Consider the following 17,129-nt stretch of genomic DNA (forward strand, 5'->3'; position numbering starts at 1 on the left):
TCCTTCACTTAACAGCGGGTTCCTTATCGAACCCGCTTTTTTATTTAGCTTCAACAACTACATGCAACTTGTACCATTTGCGCGTAAAATCCTTCCTCATTGTTCCATCTAACTTGACTGTTTAATACAACCATTCGTTATGCCACATATTGTTTTATTCGAACCAGAGATCCCGCCAAATACGGGCAATATTATTCGCCTTTGTGCCAATACCGGATTTAGTTTGCACCTTATCCATCCGCTAGGCTTTACTTGGGATGATAAGCGACTACGCCGTGCAGGCTTAGATTACAGTGAATTCGCCGATATCAAACACCATCATGACTATTATGCTTTTTTAGATAGCGAAGGCTTAAGTCCTGATAATAACCAATCTGCTAGCGGTGCTCGCGTTTTTGCTTTAACCACCAAAGGTAAGCCAAGCCACAGTAATGTAAGCTATCGGCAAGATGATTATTTAATGTTTGGTCCAGAAACGCGGGGATTACCCCCTTACGTACTCGACAATATGCCAATTGAGCAAAAAATTCGTATCCCTATGTTGGCAGATAGTCGCAGTATGAACCTATCCAACTCTGTTGCGGTGGTGGTGTTCGAGGCATGGAGGCAGTTGGGTTACGCAGGAGCATTATTACGCGACTGATTTAGCAGCCATGCATGCTTGAACTGTCCTTATAACTAACGCCATTATACCTGTACAGAATAAAGTACAAGTATAGGAGGGAAAATGAAAACAATTTCATTTAGTGATGCTAGAAATAATCTAAAATCGGTATTAGATAGCGTTGTTGATGATGCAGATACAACTATCATCACTTGTCGTGACTCAGAGGATGCTGTAGTTATGTCTTTAGAGTATTACAATAGCCTAATGGAAACGATTTATTACGCTCACCAGCAAATGCCGAACATTTAAATAAATCAATCGCTCAATTTAAAGCCGGAAAAGTAAAGAAAAGAGAGCTTATAAATGAGTAGATTTTTAATATGAACTGACCAAGGATGGGAAGACTATCTATACTGGCAAACCCAAGACAAAAAACGCTCAAACGCATTAATAAGCTCATTGACGATACTAAAAGAACCCCTTTTATGGGATAGAAAAACCAGAACCACTAAAAGAAAACTTAGCTGGCTTCTGGTCTAGACGAATAGATGAAACAAATAGGCTCATTTATTCAATAGACGATGAGGGTTTAACTATTATTGCTTGTCGTTATTATTAAAAGGTTCAATAAATTGTGATACAGTAACATGAAATAACTCATCTGTATGGCTAGTATATTCATCCATATCTTTTAGCAGTTTCAGCTCAGATAAAATAATGACTCTTCTCAAATCCCATCGCCATCTTCAAAACCATAAATCGAACCATTAAAGTTCTGATCCATCTCAAATGATGGTTTATCACTATTTGGCTTGCCAACCACCCGAGCAGGTACACCCGCGACGGTTGTATGAGGGGGAACAGGGTGAAGAACAACCGAGCCAGCACCAATTTTTGCGCCACGACCTATCTCAATATTACCAAGAATCTTCGCGCCAGCGCCGATCATCACGCCTTCTCGTACTTTAGGGTGACGGTCACCGCAGGTTTTGCCTGTACCGCCTAAAGTCACAGATTGAAGAATAGAAACATCGTTCTCAACAACGGCAGTTTCACCAATCACAATGCCCGTAGCATGATCCAGCATAATGCCACAACCAATACGAGCAGCAGGGTGAATATCCACTGCAAAAGTGACTGATATTTGATTTTGCAGGTAAACCGCAAGCGCTTGGCGCCCCTCTTTCCATAGCCAATGCCCAATACGGTAACCTTGCAATGCATGGAACCCTTTAAGGTAGAGGAGTGGCGTAGAGTATTTATCCACCGCGGGGTCACGTAGACGCACGGCGGATAAATCCATTGCGGCTGAAAAGATCATCTGCTCATCATTACGATACGCTTCTTCAACAATCTCCCTCACTTCCATCGCAGGCATAATGGGAGAGCTTAGCTTGTTTGCTAACATATAGCTGAGCGCACTGCCTAAGTTGTCATGCTTTAGCAGTGTTGCATTAAAAAAACTGGCTAGTAGCGGTTCACAATCAGCAAGCGATTTTGCTTCCTCTTTAATAAACCCCCAGATCCTATCCAATTCTTCTCGCGACATAATGACTCACTTATCTTTTAACTTTAATCTTTCGACGTCGGCGTATAAGCAATTTCATCTTTTGTTGCACGCCCTAATAGAGCCTGTGCAGCCTCTAACACATTTTTATGGCAATAGAGGATTTGATAAATTTGCTCCGTGATAGGCATCTCAACACCAGTACGCTCAGCAAGCGCTTTCACTTCTTTAGTATTGCGATAGCCTTCCACCACTTGGCCAATCTCTTTTTCGGCTTCACTGACACTCACCCCATCGCCGAGCATCATACCAAAACGGCGGTTACGTGATTGGTTATCAGTACAGGTTAACACTAAGTCACCTAACCCCGCCATACCCATAAAGGTGGCAGGATCAGCACCTAATGCCGCACCTAACCGGCTCATTTCGGCAAGGCCACGGGTAATTAATGCGGTACGCGCATTCGCGCCAAACCCCATACCATCAGAAATACCCGCGCCAATCGCAATGACGTTCTTCACGGCTCCGCCAAGCTGTACGCCGACCATATCAGGGTTTTTGTACACACGGAAACTCTTACCGCAATGGAAAAGTTGTTGCAGTTCATCGCCAAATTGGCTGTCGGTTGCCGCAACCGAAATTGCCGTCGGCATCCCCGCCGCCAGCTCTTTGGCAAACGTAGGGCCAGATAGCACCGCGAGTGGAATTTCATTGCCTAATACTTCACGTGCCACATCTTGTAATAAGCGTCCTGTATCTCTTTCTAAGCCTTTAGTCGCCCAAATAACACGAGAATTGGCTTGGAGATGAGGTTGAATTTGCTTGAGTACATCACCAAAAACGTGGCTTGGTACTACGATCAAGATATTCGGACTCGCTTCCACGGCACGTTTGAGGTCCGCTTCGAGAGATAAACTATCAGGGAAAGAAACGCCAGGCAAAAATGCCTGATTGCTACGTTCTTGTTGTAATGTATGGATATGCTGAGGATCATGCCCCCACAGCACAACCTGATGACCATTACGAGCTAACGTAATGGCTAAAGCGGTGCCGTAAGATCCGGCACCGATGACTGTCATTGAAGCAGTTTTCATTAAGCGTCCTGTTGAGCTTCTGTATCTGGCGCTGATTCACCTTGCTGCTGTTGCAAATAATTCATAAACAGTGCATCAAAGTTAACTGGCGCAAGGTTCAGTTGAGGGAATGTACCACGGCTCACCATGCTAGTGATTGCTTCACGTGCATATGGGAACAGAATGTTAGGGCAGTATGCACCTAAGCAATGTGCCATTTGCGTGCCTTCAATACCTTCGATTGAGAATACACCGGCTTGTTGAACTTCACACAGGAATGCAGTTTCTTCACCCAGTTTTGCTGTTGTGGTAACACGCAAAACAACTTCATAAACACCTTCAGTCAATTGAGTAGAAGAAGTATCCAAATCCAGTTTGATTTCTGGCTGCCACTCATGCTGGAAAATATGTGGTGCATTCGGTGCTTCAAATGAAACATCTTTTGTATAGATACGTTGGATCTGGAATACCATTTCTGAGTTGTTTTGTTCTGACATAGTTTTAATACCTTTTAACTTCCATATGAATTTGACTGTATAGACCCGCCGATGTTCAAACTAACCTATCTCAAATGAGCATCATTGGATATATGACAATTTACACGCCGGATAAATTATTTCTTACCACGAGCCAACGGCAGGTTTTCACCTGACCAGCCAGCAATCCCTTCTTTTAAGATAAAGACTTTTTCAAAACCGTGCTGGACGAGGTGCTCAGCCGGTTTGCCTGATTCCATACCACTTGCAGAGACCACAATAACAGGTTTCTGTTTGTGTTTATCTAGCTCACCTAAATTATTGTCTTTAATTTCAGATGGCGTTAAGTTGATAGAATCAATAATGTGCCCTTTGCGGAAGTCGTCACGAGTACGTAAATCCACAACGACTGCCTCTTCTTTATTAATCAGAGCAATCGCCTGCGCGCGAGTGATCACTTTTGATTTAGAGAACAAACCTTTAAAGGTCATTACGACCACCGCGACAAATAGTGCGATCCAAACCAGACTCAATAACATGTTCCGGCTGACGAATTGCATGATTTCTTGCATCATGGGGGGCAATCACTCCCGTTAGTTAAAAACGAATACCAAAGGGTTCAGAGTATACCTTTGTGTTGAGCTAATTACAGCCAGTTAGCGCAAACTACATTGTTTTTTTTGCGAAACACTCCGCAGAAATGGTCTCTAATCCCAACAAAATAGCGTTTATTTATCAATATAGACGAACCATTTTACCATAAGCACAAAGCGTGACAAAAAATTGCACTGTTAAAATCAAGCATTCTGTGTGGTGAAAAAAGACACAGAGGCACTAACGAGCACTGAAAATATTTGATTTAATGCTACAAAATGGCGCGATACACTATACAATCAATAGGATGACAAATGATGATATGCTAATTATTACAAGATAATTTAGTTTTCATCAGGTCATAAAACGCGTTTGGTTCGGCGCGATTTGTTGCAATATTCAGAATAGGGTGCTGGTAACTCACGCTATCAGATGAAATAATCAGCTATCGCATTTATTCGAGGTTTTCTATCAGAATGGCCAATACACATAACCGGATGAAAAGAGCAGCTATTCGTCAGGCTATTGCTTCAACCCTGTTCGTTTGTGGATTAATCTCTCTGGTGCCTAATCAGGTATTGGCGGCCAATCAGATCACCGAAAATAAAGATCAGCTCCAAAATTTGCTGCAAAATATCGCTGAAAAAGAAAAAAGCGTCAAAAACCAGCAAGCCAAACGGGCATCATTGCTGAATCAACTCCAACAGCAAGAGAAAAACATTTCTGCGGCAGGGCGTGAGCTACATGAGACACAATCTCAACTTAAGCAATTAGATAAAGAGATTTCCTCATTAAACAGCAATATTAACCGATTGCAAAAGCAAAAAGCCGAGCACGAAAAGTTACTTGCCGAGCAACTTGACGCCGCCTTCCGATTAGGTAAGCACCAAGGTCTATCACTGTTTTTAAAAGGTGAAGAAGGCCAACGGGAAGAGCGTATCCTCGCCTATTACAGCTACCTCAATCAAGCGCGCGAAAAAAATATTAAACAGCTTGAGGCCACCACCCTTGAGCTAAATCAGCAAAAACAGCTTGAGCAGCAAAAACAAGCGGAACAAAAAACAGCTTTAGCTCGCCAACAGCAAGAAAAACGTAAACTCGATAAGGCTCAGGCAGCACGTAAGCAAACTCTTGCGGCCCTTGAAAGTACGCTTAAAGAAGATCAAAAAAATCTTGCCATCATGAAACAAAATGAATCTAGGTTGCGAGATAAGATCGCGCGTGCTGAACGTGAGGCGAAAGCCAGAGCGGAGCGTGAAGCACGTGAAGCCGCACGTATTCGTGCTGAGGTGGCCGAAAAAGAGCGTAAAGCCAAACAAAAAGGCTCGACTTATAAACCTTCAGAGAGTGAGCGTTCACTCATGTCTCGTACTGGTGGCTTAGGCCGCCCTGCGGGGCAAGCACTATGGCCAGTTCGCGGACAGACCCTGCACAATTATGGCGAGGCAATTTCAGGTGAGCTACGCTGGAAAGGTATGGTTATCGGCGCTAACGAAGGCACACAAGTCAAAGCCATTGCCGATGGCCGTGTACTACTTGCTGACTGGCTACAAGGTTATGGCCTCGTCGTCGTGGTTGAACATGGTAAAGGCGATATGAGCTTATATGGCTATAACCAAAGTGCTCTCGTCAATGTTGGGCAAGAAGTTCGCGCTGGGCAACCTATCGCCCTTGTGGGAAGTAGTGGTGGGCAAGAGCGACCAGCACTGTACTTCGAAATTCGTCGGCAGGGTAAAACGGTCAACCCTCGCCCTTGGCTAGGTAGATAGCCAAATAAATAGTTAGGAATATAATTATGTCAAAACGCCGGCCTTTTATGCGACTCATCGGTTTATCTCTTTTGATGATGAGCCTTCAGGCTAGTGCAGCAAAATTAGCGATAGTCATTGATGACTTTGGCTATCGCACAAAAGAAGATAACCAAATATTGGCGCTGCCGACGCCAATCACGATTGCTATCTTGCCTGATTCACCTCATGGTCAGCTTGTTGCCAATAAAGCCCATCAGCAAGGGCGAGAGGTTATCATTCACATGCCGATGAAACCCCTTAGCAAGCAACCACTCGAAAAAAACACCCTTTCACCAACCATGAGCGCCGAAGAAATTGACCGTATTATCAAACGAGCCATTAGCCAAGTACCTTATGCCAAGGGCATGAATAATCATATGGGCAGTGAAATGACCTCTAGTCTTTCAGGTATGCGCCATGTCATGAACTCACTGTCTAAGGCGAACTTTTTCTTTTTAGATAGCGTGACCATCGGAAATACGCAGGCCGTAAAAGCCGCAAATGAATTTGGTGTTCCCGTTGTACGCCGCCATATCTTCCTTGATAACCATCAATCAGAGGAAGAAACTCGCGTTCAACTTAATAAAGCGGTCGCCTATGCACGTAAACATGGCAATGCGATTGCGATAGGTCATCCACACCCTTCGACCGTTCGTGCTTTGCAGAAATACTTGCCGCAACTCCCTGCAGATATAGAACTTGTCTCGGTAAGCGCCTTATTACAAGGAAGTTCGCAACCCACAGACCAAAAACCGTTAAAAATGCAGCCTGAAACGCCGAACAAACAGCCCACGCCTTCTACAGTCAACCCTAAAGATACGGCGCTGGAGCCAGTTAGGCTCGGGGTATGTGAGTTTACAGTGCCAGAAAATACGTCGCTAGAAGGGATTGATTTTCTGATGTTTGTGGTTGAATCAATTTATCAAGATAAGACGCTACAGCCGCTATTATCTGCCCCAAAATAGCCGTTCTTTACACAACAAAAACCTAACACTGCTTTCCAGTTGCCGCACAAATTCGGCAACTGGAATACCACCGACTAATCCCAATTTAATATCACTTTTCCTGACTGCCCTGAACGCATCACGTCAAAGCCCTTTTGGAAATCATCGATAGAAAATTGATGGGTGATTATTGGTGAAAGATCTAACCCAGATTGGATCAAGGTCGCCATTTTATACCAAGTTTCAAACATCTCTCGGCCATAAATACCTTTGATAAATAGGCCTTTAAAGATCACTTTACTCCAATCAATCGCCATTTCTGAAGATGGGATCCCCAGTAAAGCAATGCGACCGCCGTGGTTCATCGTGTCTAGCATAGAGTGAAAGGCCGCGGGAGAGCCAGATACCTCTAAAGCCACATCAAAGCCTTCTTGCATGCCAAGCTCTTTCATCACATCTTTTAGATTTTCACGCCCCACATTCACCGCACGAGTGACACCCATTTTTTTGGCTAGCTCTAATCGATAGTCATTGATGTCAGTGATAACAACGTGACGAGCCCCCACATGTCGGCACACCGCGGCAGCCATAATACCGATAGGCCCTGCTCCTGAAACTAAAACATCTTCACCAACAAGATCAAAAGAGAGCGCAGTATGAACAGCGTTACCAAATGGGTCAAAGATAGCAGCAATTTCATCTGGAATATTATCGGGGATTTTAAACGCATTAAATGCAGGCAACACAAGGTATTGTGCAAAACAGCCGGGGCGATTTACCCCCACGCCAATCGTGTTACGGCATAAATGCGTGCGCCCCCCACGACAGTTGCGACAGTGACCGCATGTAATATGCCCCTCACCGGAAACACGATCACCGATTTTAAAGCCTTTAACTTCCTGTCCTATCTCAACAATTTCCCCAATATATTCATGGCCCACAACCATTGGAACAGGAATGGTTTTTTGTGACCATTCATCCCAGTTATAGATATGAACATCCGTACCACAAATGGCAGTTTTACGGATTTTTATCATCACATCATTGTGCCCTAGTTCCGGTTTTGGAACTTCTGTCATCCATATACCTGGTTCTGCTTTTAATTTAGACAGTGCTTTCATAGAACGGCCTTATATTATTATCATTAGGAAATGACTTTCAGTTTTTTGCCTATGCGGGTGAATGCGTCTACAACGCGTAAAATATCTTCTTCCGTATGTGCCGCCGACATTTGTGTACGAATACGCGCTTGTCCTTGAGGAACAACAGGGTAGAAGAAACCAGTTACATAAATACCTTCTTCTAGTAATTCATTTGCAAAAACTTGAGCAAGCGCCGCATCCCCTAACATAACGGGAATAATAGCATGATCGGCGCCAGCGAGAGTGAAGCCTGCCGCAGACATCTTTTCACGAAATAGCGCGGCATTACGCCATAACCGCTCACGTAGCGCATCCCCCTCACTCATCATATCGATGACTTTAATCGAGGCCGCAACGATAGCGGGGGCTAATGAGTTGGAAAATAAGTAAGGACGAGAGCGTTGACGTAACCACTCGACGACTTCTTTTTTTGCCGCCGTATAACCGCCTGAAGCCCCACCAAGCGCTTTACCCAGTGTTCCTGTAATAATGTCTACTCGCCCCATCACATCACAATATTCATGGGTGCCGCGGCCATTTTTACCAACAAAACCAACCGCATGAGAATCATCAACCATCACTAATGCTTGGAATTCATCTGCTAGGTCACAAACCGCTTTCAAATTGGCAATAACACCATCCATTGAGAAGACACCATCCGTCGCAATCAAAATGTGGCGTGCACCTGCGGCTTTAGCCTCTTCGAGACAAGCCCTAAGCTCTGCCATATCATTATTTGCATAACGATACCGTTTAGCTTTACAAAGGCGTATTCCATCGATAATGGAAGCATGGTTTAACGCATCTGAAATGACCGCGTCTTCGGGGCCTAGCAAGGTTTCAAATAATCCCCCATTCGCATCAAAACAAGAGGAATAGAGTATGGCGTCCTCCATACCTAAAAAATCAGCCAATTTCTTTTCGAGTTGTTTATGGCTATCTTGTGTTCCACAAATAAAACGGACAGAAGCCATACCAAAACCGTGACTATCCATACCCTGCTTCGCGGCTTCAATCAAATCTGGGTGATTTGCTAATCCCAAGTAATTGTTGGCACAAAAATTAACAACTCGCTTATTACCAACAATTTCAATATCTGCATCTTGCGAGGAAGTAATTATCCGCTCATGCTTAAACAAACCAGCAGCCTCTGTTTGGGCTAACTGCTCTTTAATCTGCTGATAAAATAGTTCTGACATGATTTATTCCTGTTATGTGACGATTTTTAGAGTTTAATAATAGATACTAAAACTATCGACTGATGCAGCATAAATAAATTAAGTTTGCAGCCAAGATCACGATCATTCCCCTATAAAAATGTAGCCTCTAGAATGTTTGTCTGCCAGTTATGGTGTCGTCAGCGCGCAGAAATGCTATTATGAAAAACAATTCGTATCCTTTTTGTTCTTAACCCATTTGAGGTATGCCCGATGATCATTGTCACTGGCGGAGCTGGTTTTATTGGTAGCAACATTGTCAAAGCATTAAATGATGCTGGTCGTACAGATATTCTCGTTGTCGATAATCTGAAAGACGGTACTAAGTTTGCCAACCTTGTTGACCTCGATATTGCTGATTACATTGATAAAGAAGATTTTATTGCGAGTATTATCGCCGGTGATGATTTTGGTGATGTCGATGCGGTATTCCATGAAGGTGCTTGCTCATCCACAACTGAATGGGATGGCAAGTACATGATGGACAATAACTATCAGTATTCGAAAGAGTTACTGCATTTTTGCTTAGAGCGCGAAATCCCATTCCTCTACGCCTCTTCAGCGGCAACATACGGTGGTCGTAGTGATAATTTTATTGAAGATCGCCAGTTCGAAAAGCCACTCAATGTTTATGGCTATTCGAAATTCCTCTTTGACCAGTACGTTCGCGAAATTTTGCCAGAAGCACAGTCGCAAATTTGTGGTTTCCGTTACTTCAACGTATATGGTCCTCGTGAGGGTCATAAAGGCAGCATGGCAAGTGTCGCTTACCATCTGAATAAGCAAATTAATGAAGGCCAACAACCCAAGCTATTTGAAGGCAGTGAAAACTTCCGCCGTGACTTTATTTATGTCGGCGATGTTGCCGCAGTCAATTTATGGTTCTGGCAGAACAATATTTCAGGGATCTTTAACTGTGGTACAGGCCGTGCCGAGTCATTCCAAGCCGTCGCCGATGCAGTGACACAATTCCACAGTGATAAAAATGTTTCTGTTGAATACATTGAATTCCCTGAGAAACTAAAAGGGCGCTATCAAAGCTTCACACAAGCAGACATGACAAAATTACGTACGGCTGGCTATAAGGCACCTTTTAAAACAGTTGCCGAAGGCGTAGCTGAATATATGCAATGGCTGAATAAAGAAGATTAATACAACTTTATGAAAATATTGGTGATCGGCCCCTCATGGGTAGGGGATATGATGATGTCACAGAGCCTATATCGCACGCTAAAGGCTCAATATCCCCAAGCACAAATTGATGTGATGGCACCTCAATGGTGCCGCCCTCTATTGGCGAAAATGCCCGAAGTCAATGCCGCCATCCCAATGCCATTAGGCCATGGTGCGCTCGCGATTGGTGAGCGCCGTAAACTTGGCCTTAGCTTACGCCAAAATGGTTATGACCAAGCCATTGTTCTTCCGAACTCATTTAAATCTGCTTTGGTGCCCTTCTTTGCCAAAATTGCCAAACGAACGGGTTGGCGCGGTGAGATGCGTTATGGACTACTTAATGACCTCCGTACATTAGATAAAGCCGCTTTTCCGTTGATGGTGCAGCGCTATGTTGCATTAGCTTATGATAAGCAAAACATTCACAGCGCAGCAGATATTCCAGAGCCTATCTTATGGCCTAAACTGGCTGTTAATGAACAAGAAGTCACTGAGGCTATTAAAGCGTTTAATATCAATACCACACGCCCAATTATTGGCTTCTGCCCTGGTGCAGAATTTGGTCCGGCTAAACGTTGGCCGCACTATCACTACGCCGCGCTAGCGGAGCAGTTGATCAGCGAAAAAGGTTATCAAGTTCTCTTATTTGGCTCACAAAAAGATCATGATGCAGGTGAGGAAATCCGCCAAAGCCTAACGGACAGTGCGCATGAGCATTGTAGCAACCTTGCGGGTAAAACGTCTTTAGAACAAGCCGTGAATTTAATTGCTAGCTGTCAGGCCGTTGTCAGCAATGATTCAGGACTGATGCATGTTGCTGCTGCATTGGATAAACCGCTTGTTGCCCTATATGGCCCAAGTAGCCCTGATTTTACGCCTCCACTATCGAATAAAGCAGAAGTTATCCGCTTAATTAGTGGCTACCATAAAGTTCGTAAAGGTGATGGGGCAAGCGGTTATCATCAAAGTCTCATCGATATTCAGCCTCAATTAGTGGTTGATGCGCTGGCGCGATTACAAATAGGTGTTGCTTGATGCGCGTACTGCTAGTAAAGACTTCATCGATGGGGGATGTGTTACACTCCCTACCCGCACTAACGGATGCACAGCAAGCCTTTCCTCATATCCAATTCGATTGGGTTGTAGAAGAGGGTTTTGCGCAGATCCCCACATGGCACAGCGCAGTCAATCAAGTGATCCCTGTTGCTATCCGCCGTTGGCGTAAAAACTGGTTTTCTGCCCCCATTCGCGCCGAACGTGCTGCATTTCGCCAGCAACTGACTGCAACCCGCTATGATGCGATTATTGATGCTCAAGGCCTATTGAAAAGTGCCTTTCTGGTCACGCGTCTCGCAGATGGCCCTAAACATGGCTATGATCGCCACAGTATTCGAGAGCCAATTGCCAGTTTTTTTTACGACTATAAATACCAAATTAGTAAGCAACAGCACGCCGTAGAACGTATTCGCCAACTGTTTGCCGCGAGTCTTGGCTACGATTGTCCTAAAGCGCAAGGTGACTATGCCATCGCTCAACATTTTTTACATGCCCCCACAGTCACACAGGATGACTATGTGGTGTTCTTGCATTCAACCACTCGTGATGATAAACACTGGCCTGAAGAGCACTGGCGAGAACTGATTGGGTTAATGGCCAACAGTGGTTTAAAAATAAAACTGCCATGGGGCGCAGAGCATGAACACCAAAGGGCATTACGTCTTGCAGATGGGTTTGATTTTGTCGAAGTTTTGCCTAAATTAACCTTAGCCGAAGTTGCTCTACAAATTGCTAATGCTAAGGCGGTGGTTTCTGTTGATACTGGCCTTAGCCATTTAACCGCCGCATTAGATAAACCGAATTTCACCCTGTTTGGCCCAACAGATCCCGGGCTGATTGGCGGCTATGGTTTAGAGCAACATGAAATTAAATCTGTGGATGGTACTATGAGTTCAATAAAACCAATGGCAATTTTTAGCCAATTAAAAGAGCACTTATAATTAATCTATACGAATTAAAACGGCTAAAACATTAGCCGTTTTAATATTCTTACCTATAATTTCTCTGGCGCAATAAACCCAAAACACATGGTTTCTGGCTCAGCATCCGGCTCTGAACGATAGATAACCTCTTCTTTCTCAATCGTAAATTGTGGCCAGTACTGACGAACCTTATCAAAATTCTCATGAGCGCAATCATCATACTTACGACCTAACAGCAATGCACCATGCTGGCGGATCTCCGCTTCTGTAATCTTGCGGTTATACACATTCGGCGGCATATGATGTTCAAGGGTCCAAGGCTGGATCACATGTGGCCTATCTTTTGCGTAGATAATAAACCATTGATGTAAATTATCTTCACCACCAACATATTTTAGTGGAACGCCATAACGTTCATGCCAGCGATCTTCACCCTCCGCGATCAACGTTTTCACGCCAATAAATTTTTGCCCTGCGCCCTTAATATTAGCCGCTTGCACAACACAATAACCTAACAGAACCACGACACCGAAAAGGGCTAAACCAATCAGTGGTTTTCTGAGTGATTTAGTCGGCATGACTGTTATAGAGCCAATAAATAGCGGGGCACAAGCTGCCATAAAGGGTTGCAACCACTCGGTAATACGCCCACCGTCATGGAAAGAGAACCAACCATAGATCACCGCTAATGGGAAAAGAACCAAGAAATTCGCCATACGATTTGCTAGCGATTTCGGCCAACCTAATTTCCCACCACAGCTATATAAAATAATGGCGGCAATAATTAAAGGATAAAATACGCTGAGCGCCGCCTTAGTCGTATGCAAATTAAAGCCTGGGTCAATCTGTGAATCCACCCATTTAAAGGCAGAAAAATCACTCGCCATTAACCAAAAGAAATTAGGTAATACAATCGCAAACCAAAGTGCAATCGCTAAATAAAAAACAGGATAACGATAACTTTGGCGAACTTGTTTAACAAATAACGTTAATAAAAATACCGATCCTACCAGCGATAATGTTGAATATTTCCCCATTGTCGCCAAACCTGCAAATAAAGCAAAAAGCAGCCACCAAGCCGGATTTTCATAAACGGCTCGTAAGAAAAAGTAGATTATCCAAGCCCAAAAGGTCACTAAAATATAGTTATCATTGTAAGGAATGATATCAAAATTAATCACACCCGATAAATTCAACATCAACATCGCAAACCAAGCTAGGTCACGACGTGCTGTTAAACGGTATGCTAATTTCCAGACCCCCAATAAACCAAAGGCAACCCCGACAAAATGAATAAAGTACCAGTAAAAACTGTAGGAAATACCCAAATAAATAGCAGGCCACATAAGAACACCAACAAACCAAGGGTTTTTTGGTGACCCCCACTCCCCATTCATCCCCCAGTTAACGGCTTCCACCGTATCATAAGGCACTGTAGGATCTAAGTGAAAGCTGGCTAGAATCCATGCAACCGCATAGCCAATGACCCATAAATAAACATATTTGTTTGATGTTGATTGATTGATTGCTGGCATACTGTCTTAAATAATTGAGTAAAAGTACCCACTATCTATTAGGCAGACTCATCATGCATAAAAATACACACCTAATAGCACCAATGGAAATTAAACGGCAGATTCTACTATAGTTTATAGCGAATAATAAGAAAGGAAGACAAATAGTCATCATCTATTGTCGTTTTATTCAAGTTCAATATTCTGAATTAGAAATAATCGTTAAAATTATTGCTCTCTCGGAGGCAAGTAAGGTTGTAAAAGCTTTAATAAACGTTGTAGCGCCCCCTGATTTTCATGCAAAACTTCCGCAGCATGACGACCATAATATAAACGATAATCTTCGTCCGACAGGAGGCTAGTGACGGCTTGAACCATTGAATCGCTATCAGTCACCGTAATTAAGCCATCCGCCTGCTTCAGCTTCCCACAAATATCCTTAAAATTAAACGTATGTGGTCCCATTAAAACAGGTAACGCATGTGCTGCCGCTTCCAACGGGTTATGTCCCCCTGTTTCCACAAGGCTGCCACCAACAAATGCTAAATCCGCAATTCCATATAACAACATCAGCTCCCCCATCGTATCCCCGACAACCACTTGTATATCAGGAGTAGGCACAATACCTTCACTACGACGAATAAACTTAAGGCCTGCTTTTTGGGTGAGTTCTTCTGCTTTGGCAAAACGTTCAGGATGACGAGGAACTAAAATCAGTAATAAATCAGGAAATTGTTTTAATAATTGCTGGTGTGCCGCTAACACAATAGCCTCTTCACCTTCATGGGTGCTAGTGGCAATCCAAACGGGTCGATGTGCCGCCCACTGCCGGCGTAATGTGACGGCTCTAACCGCAAGCTCTGGGGTAACGGAAATATCAAACTTAAGGCTCCCCGTGACATTTAATTGCACACGTCTTAACCCTAGCTTGATGAAACGCTCACCATCTTCTTGGTGCTGTGCAGCAACCATCGTGACATTACGCAACATACGTTTCACAAAACTACCTAACTTTTGGTAGCCTGCCGCAGAGCGCTCAGACAAACGCGCATTCGCAATCACTAAGGGTATTTGGCGACGATTAAGTTGATTAATCATATTCGGCCATAATTCCGTTTCCATAATAATTACTAATTTAGGATCAACTTGATTAAGAAAACGGCGCATAGAGCACGGGAGATCATAAGGAAGGTAGACATGGTAGACATCATCACCGAATGCCGAAACGACTCGTTCGGAGCCTGTTGGTGTCATCGTGGTTACCGTGATCGGCAATGACGGATAGTGATGCCGTAATGCCCGTACCAAAGGCACAGCAGCAAGGGTTTCACCAACAGATACTGAATGCAGCAGAATACCGCCCGGCGCAACTTTACCAGCACAAAAACCATAACGTTCACCCCAACGCTTACGATACGCGGGAGCTTTGCGCCCCCGCACTAATAGGCGTACCCAAATGAGTGGCTGGATAAGATAAAGAAGTACCTGATATAAACGCAATAACATTCGATCTGATTCACTTACCAAAATTGGCGCTATCTTAACATAAACCTTTTATTAAAGTGTGCAGAATATGCACCTAAAAATAGCTTTAAAATTCGCTTAGGGGATCATTAGTCGGTTGCAACAGCACTTAATAGTCGATAATGTTGATAATATGCACATATTACTTAATTTAAATTTTTTTAAATTAGCGTTAACAAACAACGAGATATCAATATTATGAAACATAAAGCGATTTACCCTGGTACATTTGACCCTATTACTTCAGGCCATATTGATATTGTTTCTCGTGCGGCGGCAATGTTTGACCACGTATTACTCGCTATCGCTAATAGCCAACGCAAAAGTCCCATGTTTACCCTTGAAGAGCGTGTTGAACTTGCCCAAAAAGTCACCTCGCACTTAAACAATGTTGAGGTAGTTGGCTTTTCTGAGCTAATGGCTAATTTCGCACAAAAACATGGCGCAAATATACTTATCCGTGGCGTTCGTTCTGTTGCAGATTTTGAATATGAATGGCAGCTCGCAAACATGAACCGTCATTTTGTTCCTGAATTGGAAACGGTGTTCTTACTCCCTTCACAAAGCTTATCTTTTGTTTCATCGTCACTGATAAAAGATGTGGCACTCCATGATGGCGATATTTCTTCTTTCCTTCCGCCCGTTGTCGCTGAAGCGATGCTAAAAAAGCTGAATAAAATTTAAGCTTATTTTTGACATTGAGGACAATAAAAGGTACTGCGTTGGCCTTGTTTGATACTAAGAATTGGCGTGCCACATATCAAACAAGGCTCACCTTTTTTACCATATACAAACAATTCTTGGGCGAAGTACCCTGGTTTCCCATCGGATTGTAGAAAATCTTTCAGCGTGGTTCCACCCTGCTCAATAGAGCGCTGCAGTACCTTTTTGATCTGCTGGACCAAATCAATCGATTGTTCAAGAGTCAATGTGTGCGTGATTTTTTCTGGTGAAATGCCCGCCGCAAATAGTGCTTCATTAGCATAAATATTACCAACACCCACAACAACCTTGTTATCCATCAGCCAAGGTTTAATGGCTATTTTTCGCTTTCCTGCCTGCTCAAATAAATATTGAGCATTAAATTCATCAGAAAGAGGTTCTGGGCCTAGATGGGATAAAACACGACTCGTTTCAAGATCATCACACCATAACCACGCGCCAAAGCGCCGAGGATCCGTGTACCGTAGTACTTTGCCATCTTTTAATACCAAATCAACATGGTCATGTTTTTCTTCAGGCAATTCTTCCAACAATATACGCAGACTACCCGACATACCTAAGTGGATAATAATCCAACCATTTTTTAGTTCGATTAACAGATACTTAGCGCGCCTTTGTACACTTAAAATCATTTCATCAGATAAACTTTTAATTTGCTCTGATACAGGCCAACGTAAGCGGCTGTTACGAACAATTGCATACTGAATTGAGTTACCAACAAGATGTGGTTCTATCCCTCTACGACTGGTTTCAACCTCGGGTAGTTCTGGCATAAGTCGATCCTTAAACATCGAAATGATTAATAGAAATCAAATATCTTAAACTAAATCGCAATGTTAACTGCCTGATAGTCTGGACATTCAAGT

Annotated in this window: 18 protein-coding genes; 9 read left to right on the plus strand and 9 right to left on the minus strand. The window is 43.4% G+C overall.

The features are described from left to right. The first annotated feature begins 139 nt into the window (after nucleotides 1-139). The 3 genes from trmL to M1E93_RS18595 all read left to right on the plus strand — a co-directional run bounded on the left by trmL (nucleotide 140) and on the right by M1E93_RS18595 (nucleotide 1,226). A complete protein-coding gene (gene trmL, locus M1E93_RS18585; protein WP_014657216.1) occupies nucleotides 140-643 on the plus strand; it encodes a tRNA (uridine(34)/cytosine(34)/5-carboxymethylaminomethyluridine(34)-2'-O)-methyltransferase TrmL in 504 nt (167 codons plus the stop codon). 84 nt (nucleotides 644-727) lie between these two features. Then, nucleotides 728-916, plus strand: a complete 189-nt coding sequence (locus M1E93_RS18590; protein ID WP_426207048.1) for a type II toxin-antitoxin system Phd/YefM family antitoxin — start codon at nucleotides 728-730, stop codon at nucleotides 914-916. Nucleotides 917-1,097: 181 nt separating this feature from the next. After that, entirely contained in the window at nucleotides 1,098-1,226 is a 129-nt protein-coding gene (locus M1E93_RS18595; protein WP_426207296.1) for a Txe/YoeB family addiction module toxin, read from the plus strand. 108 nt (nucleotides 1,227-1,334) lie between these two features. Here the strand turns inward: M1E93_RS18595 and cysE are convergent, their stop codons facing one another. The 4 genes from cysE to M1E93_RS18615 form a co-directional block, all read right to left on the minus strand. Further along, on the minus strand, nucleotides 1,335-2,156 hold the full coding sequence (cysE, locus tag M1E93_RS18600) for a serine O-acetyltransferase (RefSeq protein WP_004924317.1): 822 nt from the start codon (nucleotides 2,154-2,156) through the stop codon (nucleotides 1,335-1,337). Nucleotides 2,157-2,179: 23 nt separating this feature from the next. Beyond that, on the minus strand, nucleotides 2,180-3,208 hold the full coding sequence (gpsA, locus tag M1E93_RS18605) for an NAD(P)H-dependent glycerol-3-phosphate dehydrogenase (RefSeq protein ID WP_004924313.1): 1,029 nt from the start codon (nucleotides 3,206-3,208) through the stop codon (nucleotides 2,180-2,182). Beyond that, nucleotides 3,208-3,684 (minus strand): protein-export chaperone SecB, encoded by a 477-nt coding sequence (secB, locus tag M1E93_RS18610; RefSeq protein WP_014657213.1) that lies wholly within the window; start codon nucleotides 3,682-3,684, stop codon nucleotides 3,208-3,210. Before secB ends, gpsA begins: the two co-directional genes overlap by 1 nt. 116 nt (nucleotides 3,685-3,800) lie before the next feature. Beyond that, complete coding sequence (locus tag M1E93_RS18615) at nucleotides 3,801-4,238, minus strand: rhodanese-like domain-containing protein (protein WP_004924305.1); 438 nt, start codon at nucleotides 4,236-4,238, stop codon at nucleotides 3,801-3,803. A 495-nt stretch (nucleotides 4,239-4,733) separates the two neighbouring features. On the opposite strand from M1E93_RS18615, the gene envC reads away from it, so the two are divergent. After that, nucleotides 4,734-6,026: a murein hydrolase activator EnvC gene (envC, locus tag M1E93_RS18620; protein ID WP_004924302.1), complete on the plus strand. Its 1,293-nt coding sequence runs from the start codon at nucleotides 4,734-4,736 to the stop codon at nucleotides 6,024-6,026. A gap of 26 nt (nucleotides 6,027-6,052) precedes the next feature. After that, nucleotides 6,053-7,012 carry a divergent polysaccharide deacetylase family protein gene (locus M1E93_RS18625; protein ID WP_104873128.1) on the plus strand — a complete coding sequence of 320 codons (960 nt, stop codon included), beginning with the start codon at nucleotides 6,053-6,055 and terminating at the stop codon, nucleotides 7,010-7,012. A gap of 74 nt (nucleotides 7,013-7,086) precedes the next feature. On the opposite strand, the gene tdh is transcribed toward M1E93_RS18625, so the two are convergent. Next, complete coding sequence (gene tdh, locus M1E93_RS18630; RefSeq protein ID WP_036942514.1) at nucleotides 7,087-8,112, minus strand: L-threonine 3-dehydrogenase; 1,026 nt, start codon at nucleotides 8,110-8,112, stop codon at nucleotides 7,087-7,089. Nucleotides 8,113-8,135: 23 nt separating this feature from the next. Next, nucleotides 8,136-9,332: a glycine C-acetyltransferase gene (locus M1E93_RS18635; protein WP_004924294.1), complete on the minus strand. Its 1,197-nt coding sequence runs from the start codon at nucleotides 9,330-9,332 to the stop codon at nucleotides 8,136-8,138. Between the two features lie 231 nt (nucleotides 9,333-9,563). Here M1E93_RS18635 and rfaD point away from each other — a divergent pair, with 231 nt between their 5' ends. From rfaD to rfaC, 3 genes are read left to right on the plus strand one after another with little or no spacing between them, the layout of a single operon-like run. Further along, nucleotides 9,564-10,502 carry an ADP-glyceromanno-heptose 6-epimerase gene (gene rfaD, locus M1E93_RS18640; RefSeq protein WP_004924289.1) on the plus strand — a complete coding sequence of 313 codons (939 nt, stop codon included), beginning with the start codon at nucleotides 9,564-9,566 and terminating at the stop codon, nucleotides 10,500-10,502. 9 nt (nucleotides 10,503-10,511) lie between these two features. Then, nucleotides 10,512-11,558, plus strand: coding sequence for an ADP-heptose--LPS heptosyltransferase RfaF (gene rfaF, locus M1E93_RS18645; protein ID WP_004924285.1), 1,047 nt, complete (start codon nucleotides 10,512-10,514; stop codon nucleotides 11,556-11,558). Beyond that, a complete protein-coding gene (rfaC, locus tag M1E93_RS18650; RefSeq protein WP_040132595.1) occupies nucleotides 11,558-12,520 on the plus strand; it encodes a lipopolysaccharide heptosyltransferase RfaC in 963 nt (320 codons plus the stop codon). The genes rfaF and rfaC overlap by 1 nt, the downstream gene beginning before the upstream one ends. A 53-nt stretch (nucleotides 12,521-12,573) precedes the next feature. On the opposite strand, the gene M1E93_RS18655 is transcribed toward rfaC, so the two are convergent. Next, nucleotides 12,574-14,037: an ArnT family glycosyltransferase gene (locus M1E93_RS18655; RefSeq protein WP_102780901.1), complete on the minus strand. Its 1,464-nt coding sequence runs from the start codon at nucleotides 14,035-14,037 to the stop codon at nucleotides 12,574-12,576. 207 nt (nucleotides 14,038-14,244) lie between these two features. Beyond that, nucleotides 14,245-15,522 (minus strand): lipid IV(A) 3-deoxy-D-manno-octulosonic acid transferase, encoded by a 1,278-nt coding sequence (waaA, locus tag M1E93_RS18660; protein WP_014657204.1) that lies wholly within the window; start codon nucleotides 15,520-15,522, stop codon nucleotides 14,245-14,247. Nucleotides 15,523-15,738: 216 nt separating this feature from the next. Here waaA and coaD point away from each other — a divergent pair, with 216 nt between their 5' ends. Continuing rightward, nucleotides 15,739-16,224, plus strand: coding sequence for a pantetheine-phosphate adenylyltransferase (coaD, locus tag M1E93_RS18665; protein WP_004924268.1), 486 nt, complete (start codon nucleotides 15,739-15,741; stop codon nucleotides 16,222-16,224). 2 nt (nucleotides 16,225-16,226) lie between these two features. On the opposite strand, the gene mutM is transcribed toward coaD, so the two are convergent. Continuing rightward, complete coding sequence (gene mutM / locus M1E93_RS18670; protein ID WP_014657203.1) at nucleotides 16,227-17,036, minus strand: bifunctional DNA-formamidopyrimidine glycosylase/DNA-(apurinic or apyrimidinic site) lyase; 810 nt, start codon at nucleotides 17,034-17,036, stop codon at nucleotides 16,227-16,229. Nucleotides 17,037-17,129: the final 93 nt, after the last annotated feature.

The sequence above is a fragment of the Providencia sp. PROV272 genome (genome assembly GCF_049901975.1).
In the GTDB taxonomy this organism is placed as follows: domain Bacteria; phylum Pseudomonadota; class Gammaproteobacteria; order Enterobacterales; family Enterobacteriaceae; genus Providencia; species Providencia stuartii.

Excerpts from the sequence above, each read along its gene's own strand:
- gpsA (WP_004924313.1), bottom strand. The coding sequence starts at position 3,208 with ATGAAAACTGCTTCAATGACAGTCATCGGTGCCGGATCTTACGGCACC.
- envC (WP_004924302.1), top strand. The coding sequence starts at position 4,734 with ATGGCCAATACACATAACCGGATGAAAAGAGCAGCTATTCGTCAGGCT.
- tdh (WP_036942514.1), bottom strand. The coding sequence starts at position 8,112 with ATGAAAGCACTGTCTAAATTAAAAGCAGAACCAGGTATATGGATGACA.
- rfaD (WP_004924289.1), top strand. The coding sequence starts at position 9,564 with ATGATCATTGTCACTGGCGGAGCTGGTTTTATTGGTAGCAACATTGTC.
- rfaC (WP_040132595.1), top strand. The coding sequence starts at position 11,558 with ATGCGCGTACTGCTAGTAAAGACTTCATCGATGGGGGATGTGTTACAC.
- rfaF (WP_004924285.1), top strand. The coding sequence starts at position 10,512 with ATGAAAATATTGGTGATCGGCCCCTCATGGGTAGGGGATATGATGATG.
- coaD (WP_004924268.1), top strand. The coding sequence starts at position 15,739 with ATGAAACATAAAGCGATTTACCCTGGTACATTTGACCCTATTACTTCA.
- trmL (WP_014657216.1), top strand. The coding sequence starts at position 140 with ATGCCACATATTGTTTTATTCGAACCAGAGATCCCGCCAAATACGGGC.
- cysE (WP_004924317.1), bottom strand. The coding sequence starts at position 2,156 with ATGTCGCGAGAAGAATTGGATAGGATCTGGGGGTTTATTAAAGAGGAA.
- waaA (WP_014657204.1), bottom strand. The coding sequence starts at position 15,522 with ATGTTATTGCGTTTATATCAGGTACTTCTTTATCTTATCCAGCCACTC.
- M1E93_RS18655 (WP_102780901.1), bottom strand. The coding sequence starts at position 14,037 with ATGCCAGCAATCAATCAATCAACATCAAACAAATATGTTTATTTATGG.
- M1E93_RS18625 (WP_104873128.1), top strand. The coding sequence starts at position 6,053 with ATGTCAAAACGCCGGCCTTTTATGCGACTCATCGGTTTATCTCTTTTG.
- M1E93_RS18590 (WP_426207048.1), top strand. The coding sequence starts at position 728 with ATGAAAACAATTTCATTTAGTGATGCTAGAAATAATCTAAAATCGGTA.
- mutM (WP_014657203.1), bottom strand. The coding sequence starts at position 17,036 with ATGCCAGAACTACCCGAGGTTGAAACCAGTCGTAGAGGGATAGAACCA.
- secB (WP_014657213.1), bottom strand. The coding sequence starts at position 3,684 with ATGTCAGAACAAAACAACTCAGAAATGGTATTCCAGATCCAACGTATC.
- M1E93_RS18635 (WP_004924294.1), bottom strand. The coding sequence starts at position 9,332 with ATGTCAGAACTATTTTATCAGCAGATTAAAGAGCAGTTAGCCCAAACA.
- M1E93_RS18615 (WP_004924305.1), bottom strand. The coding sequence starts at position 4,238 with ATGATGCAAGAAATCATGCAATTCGTCAGCCGGAACATGTTATTGAGT.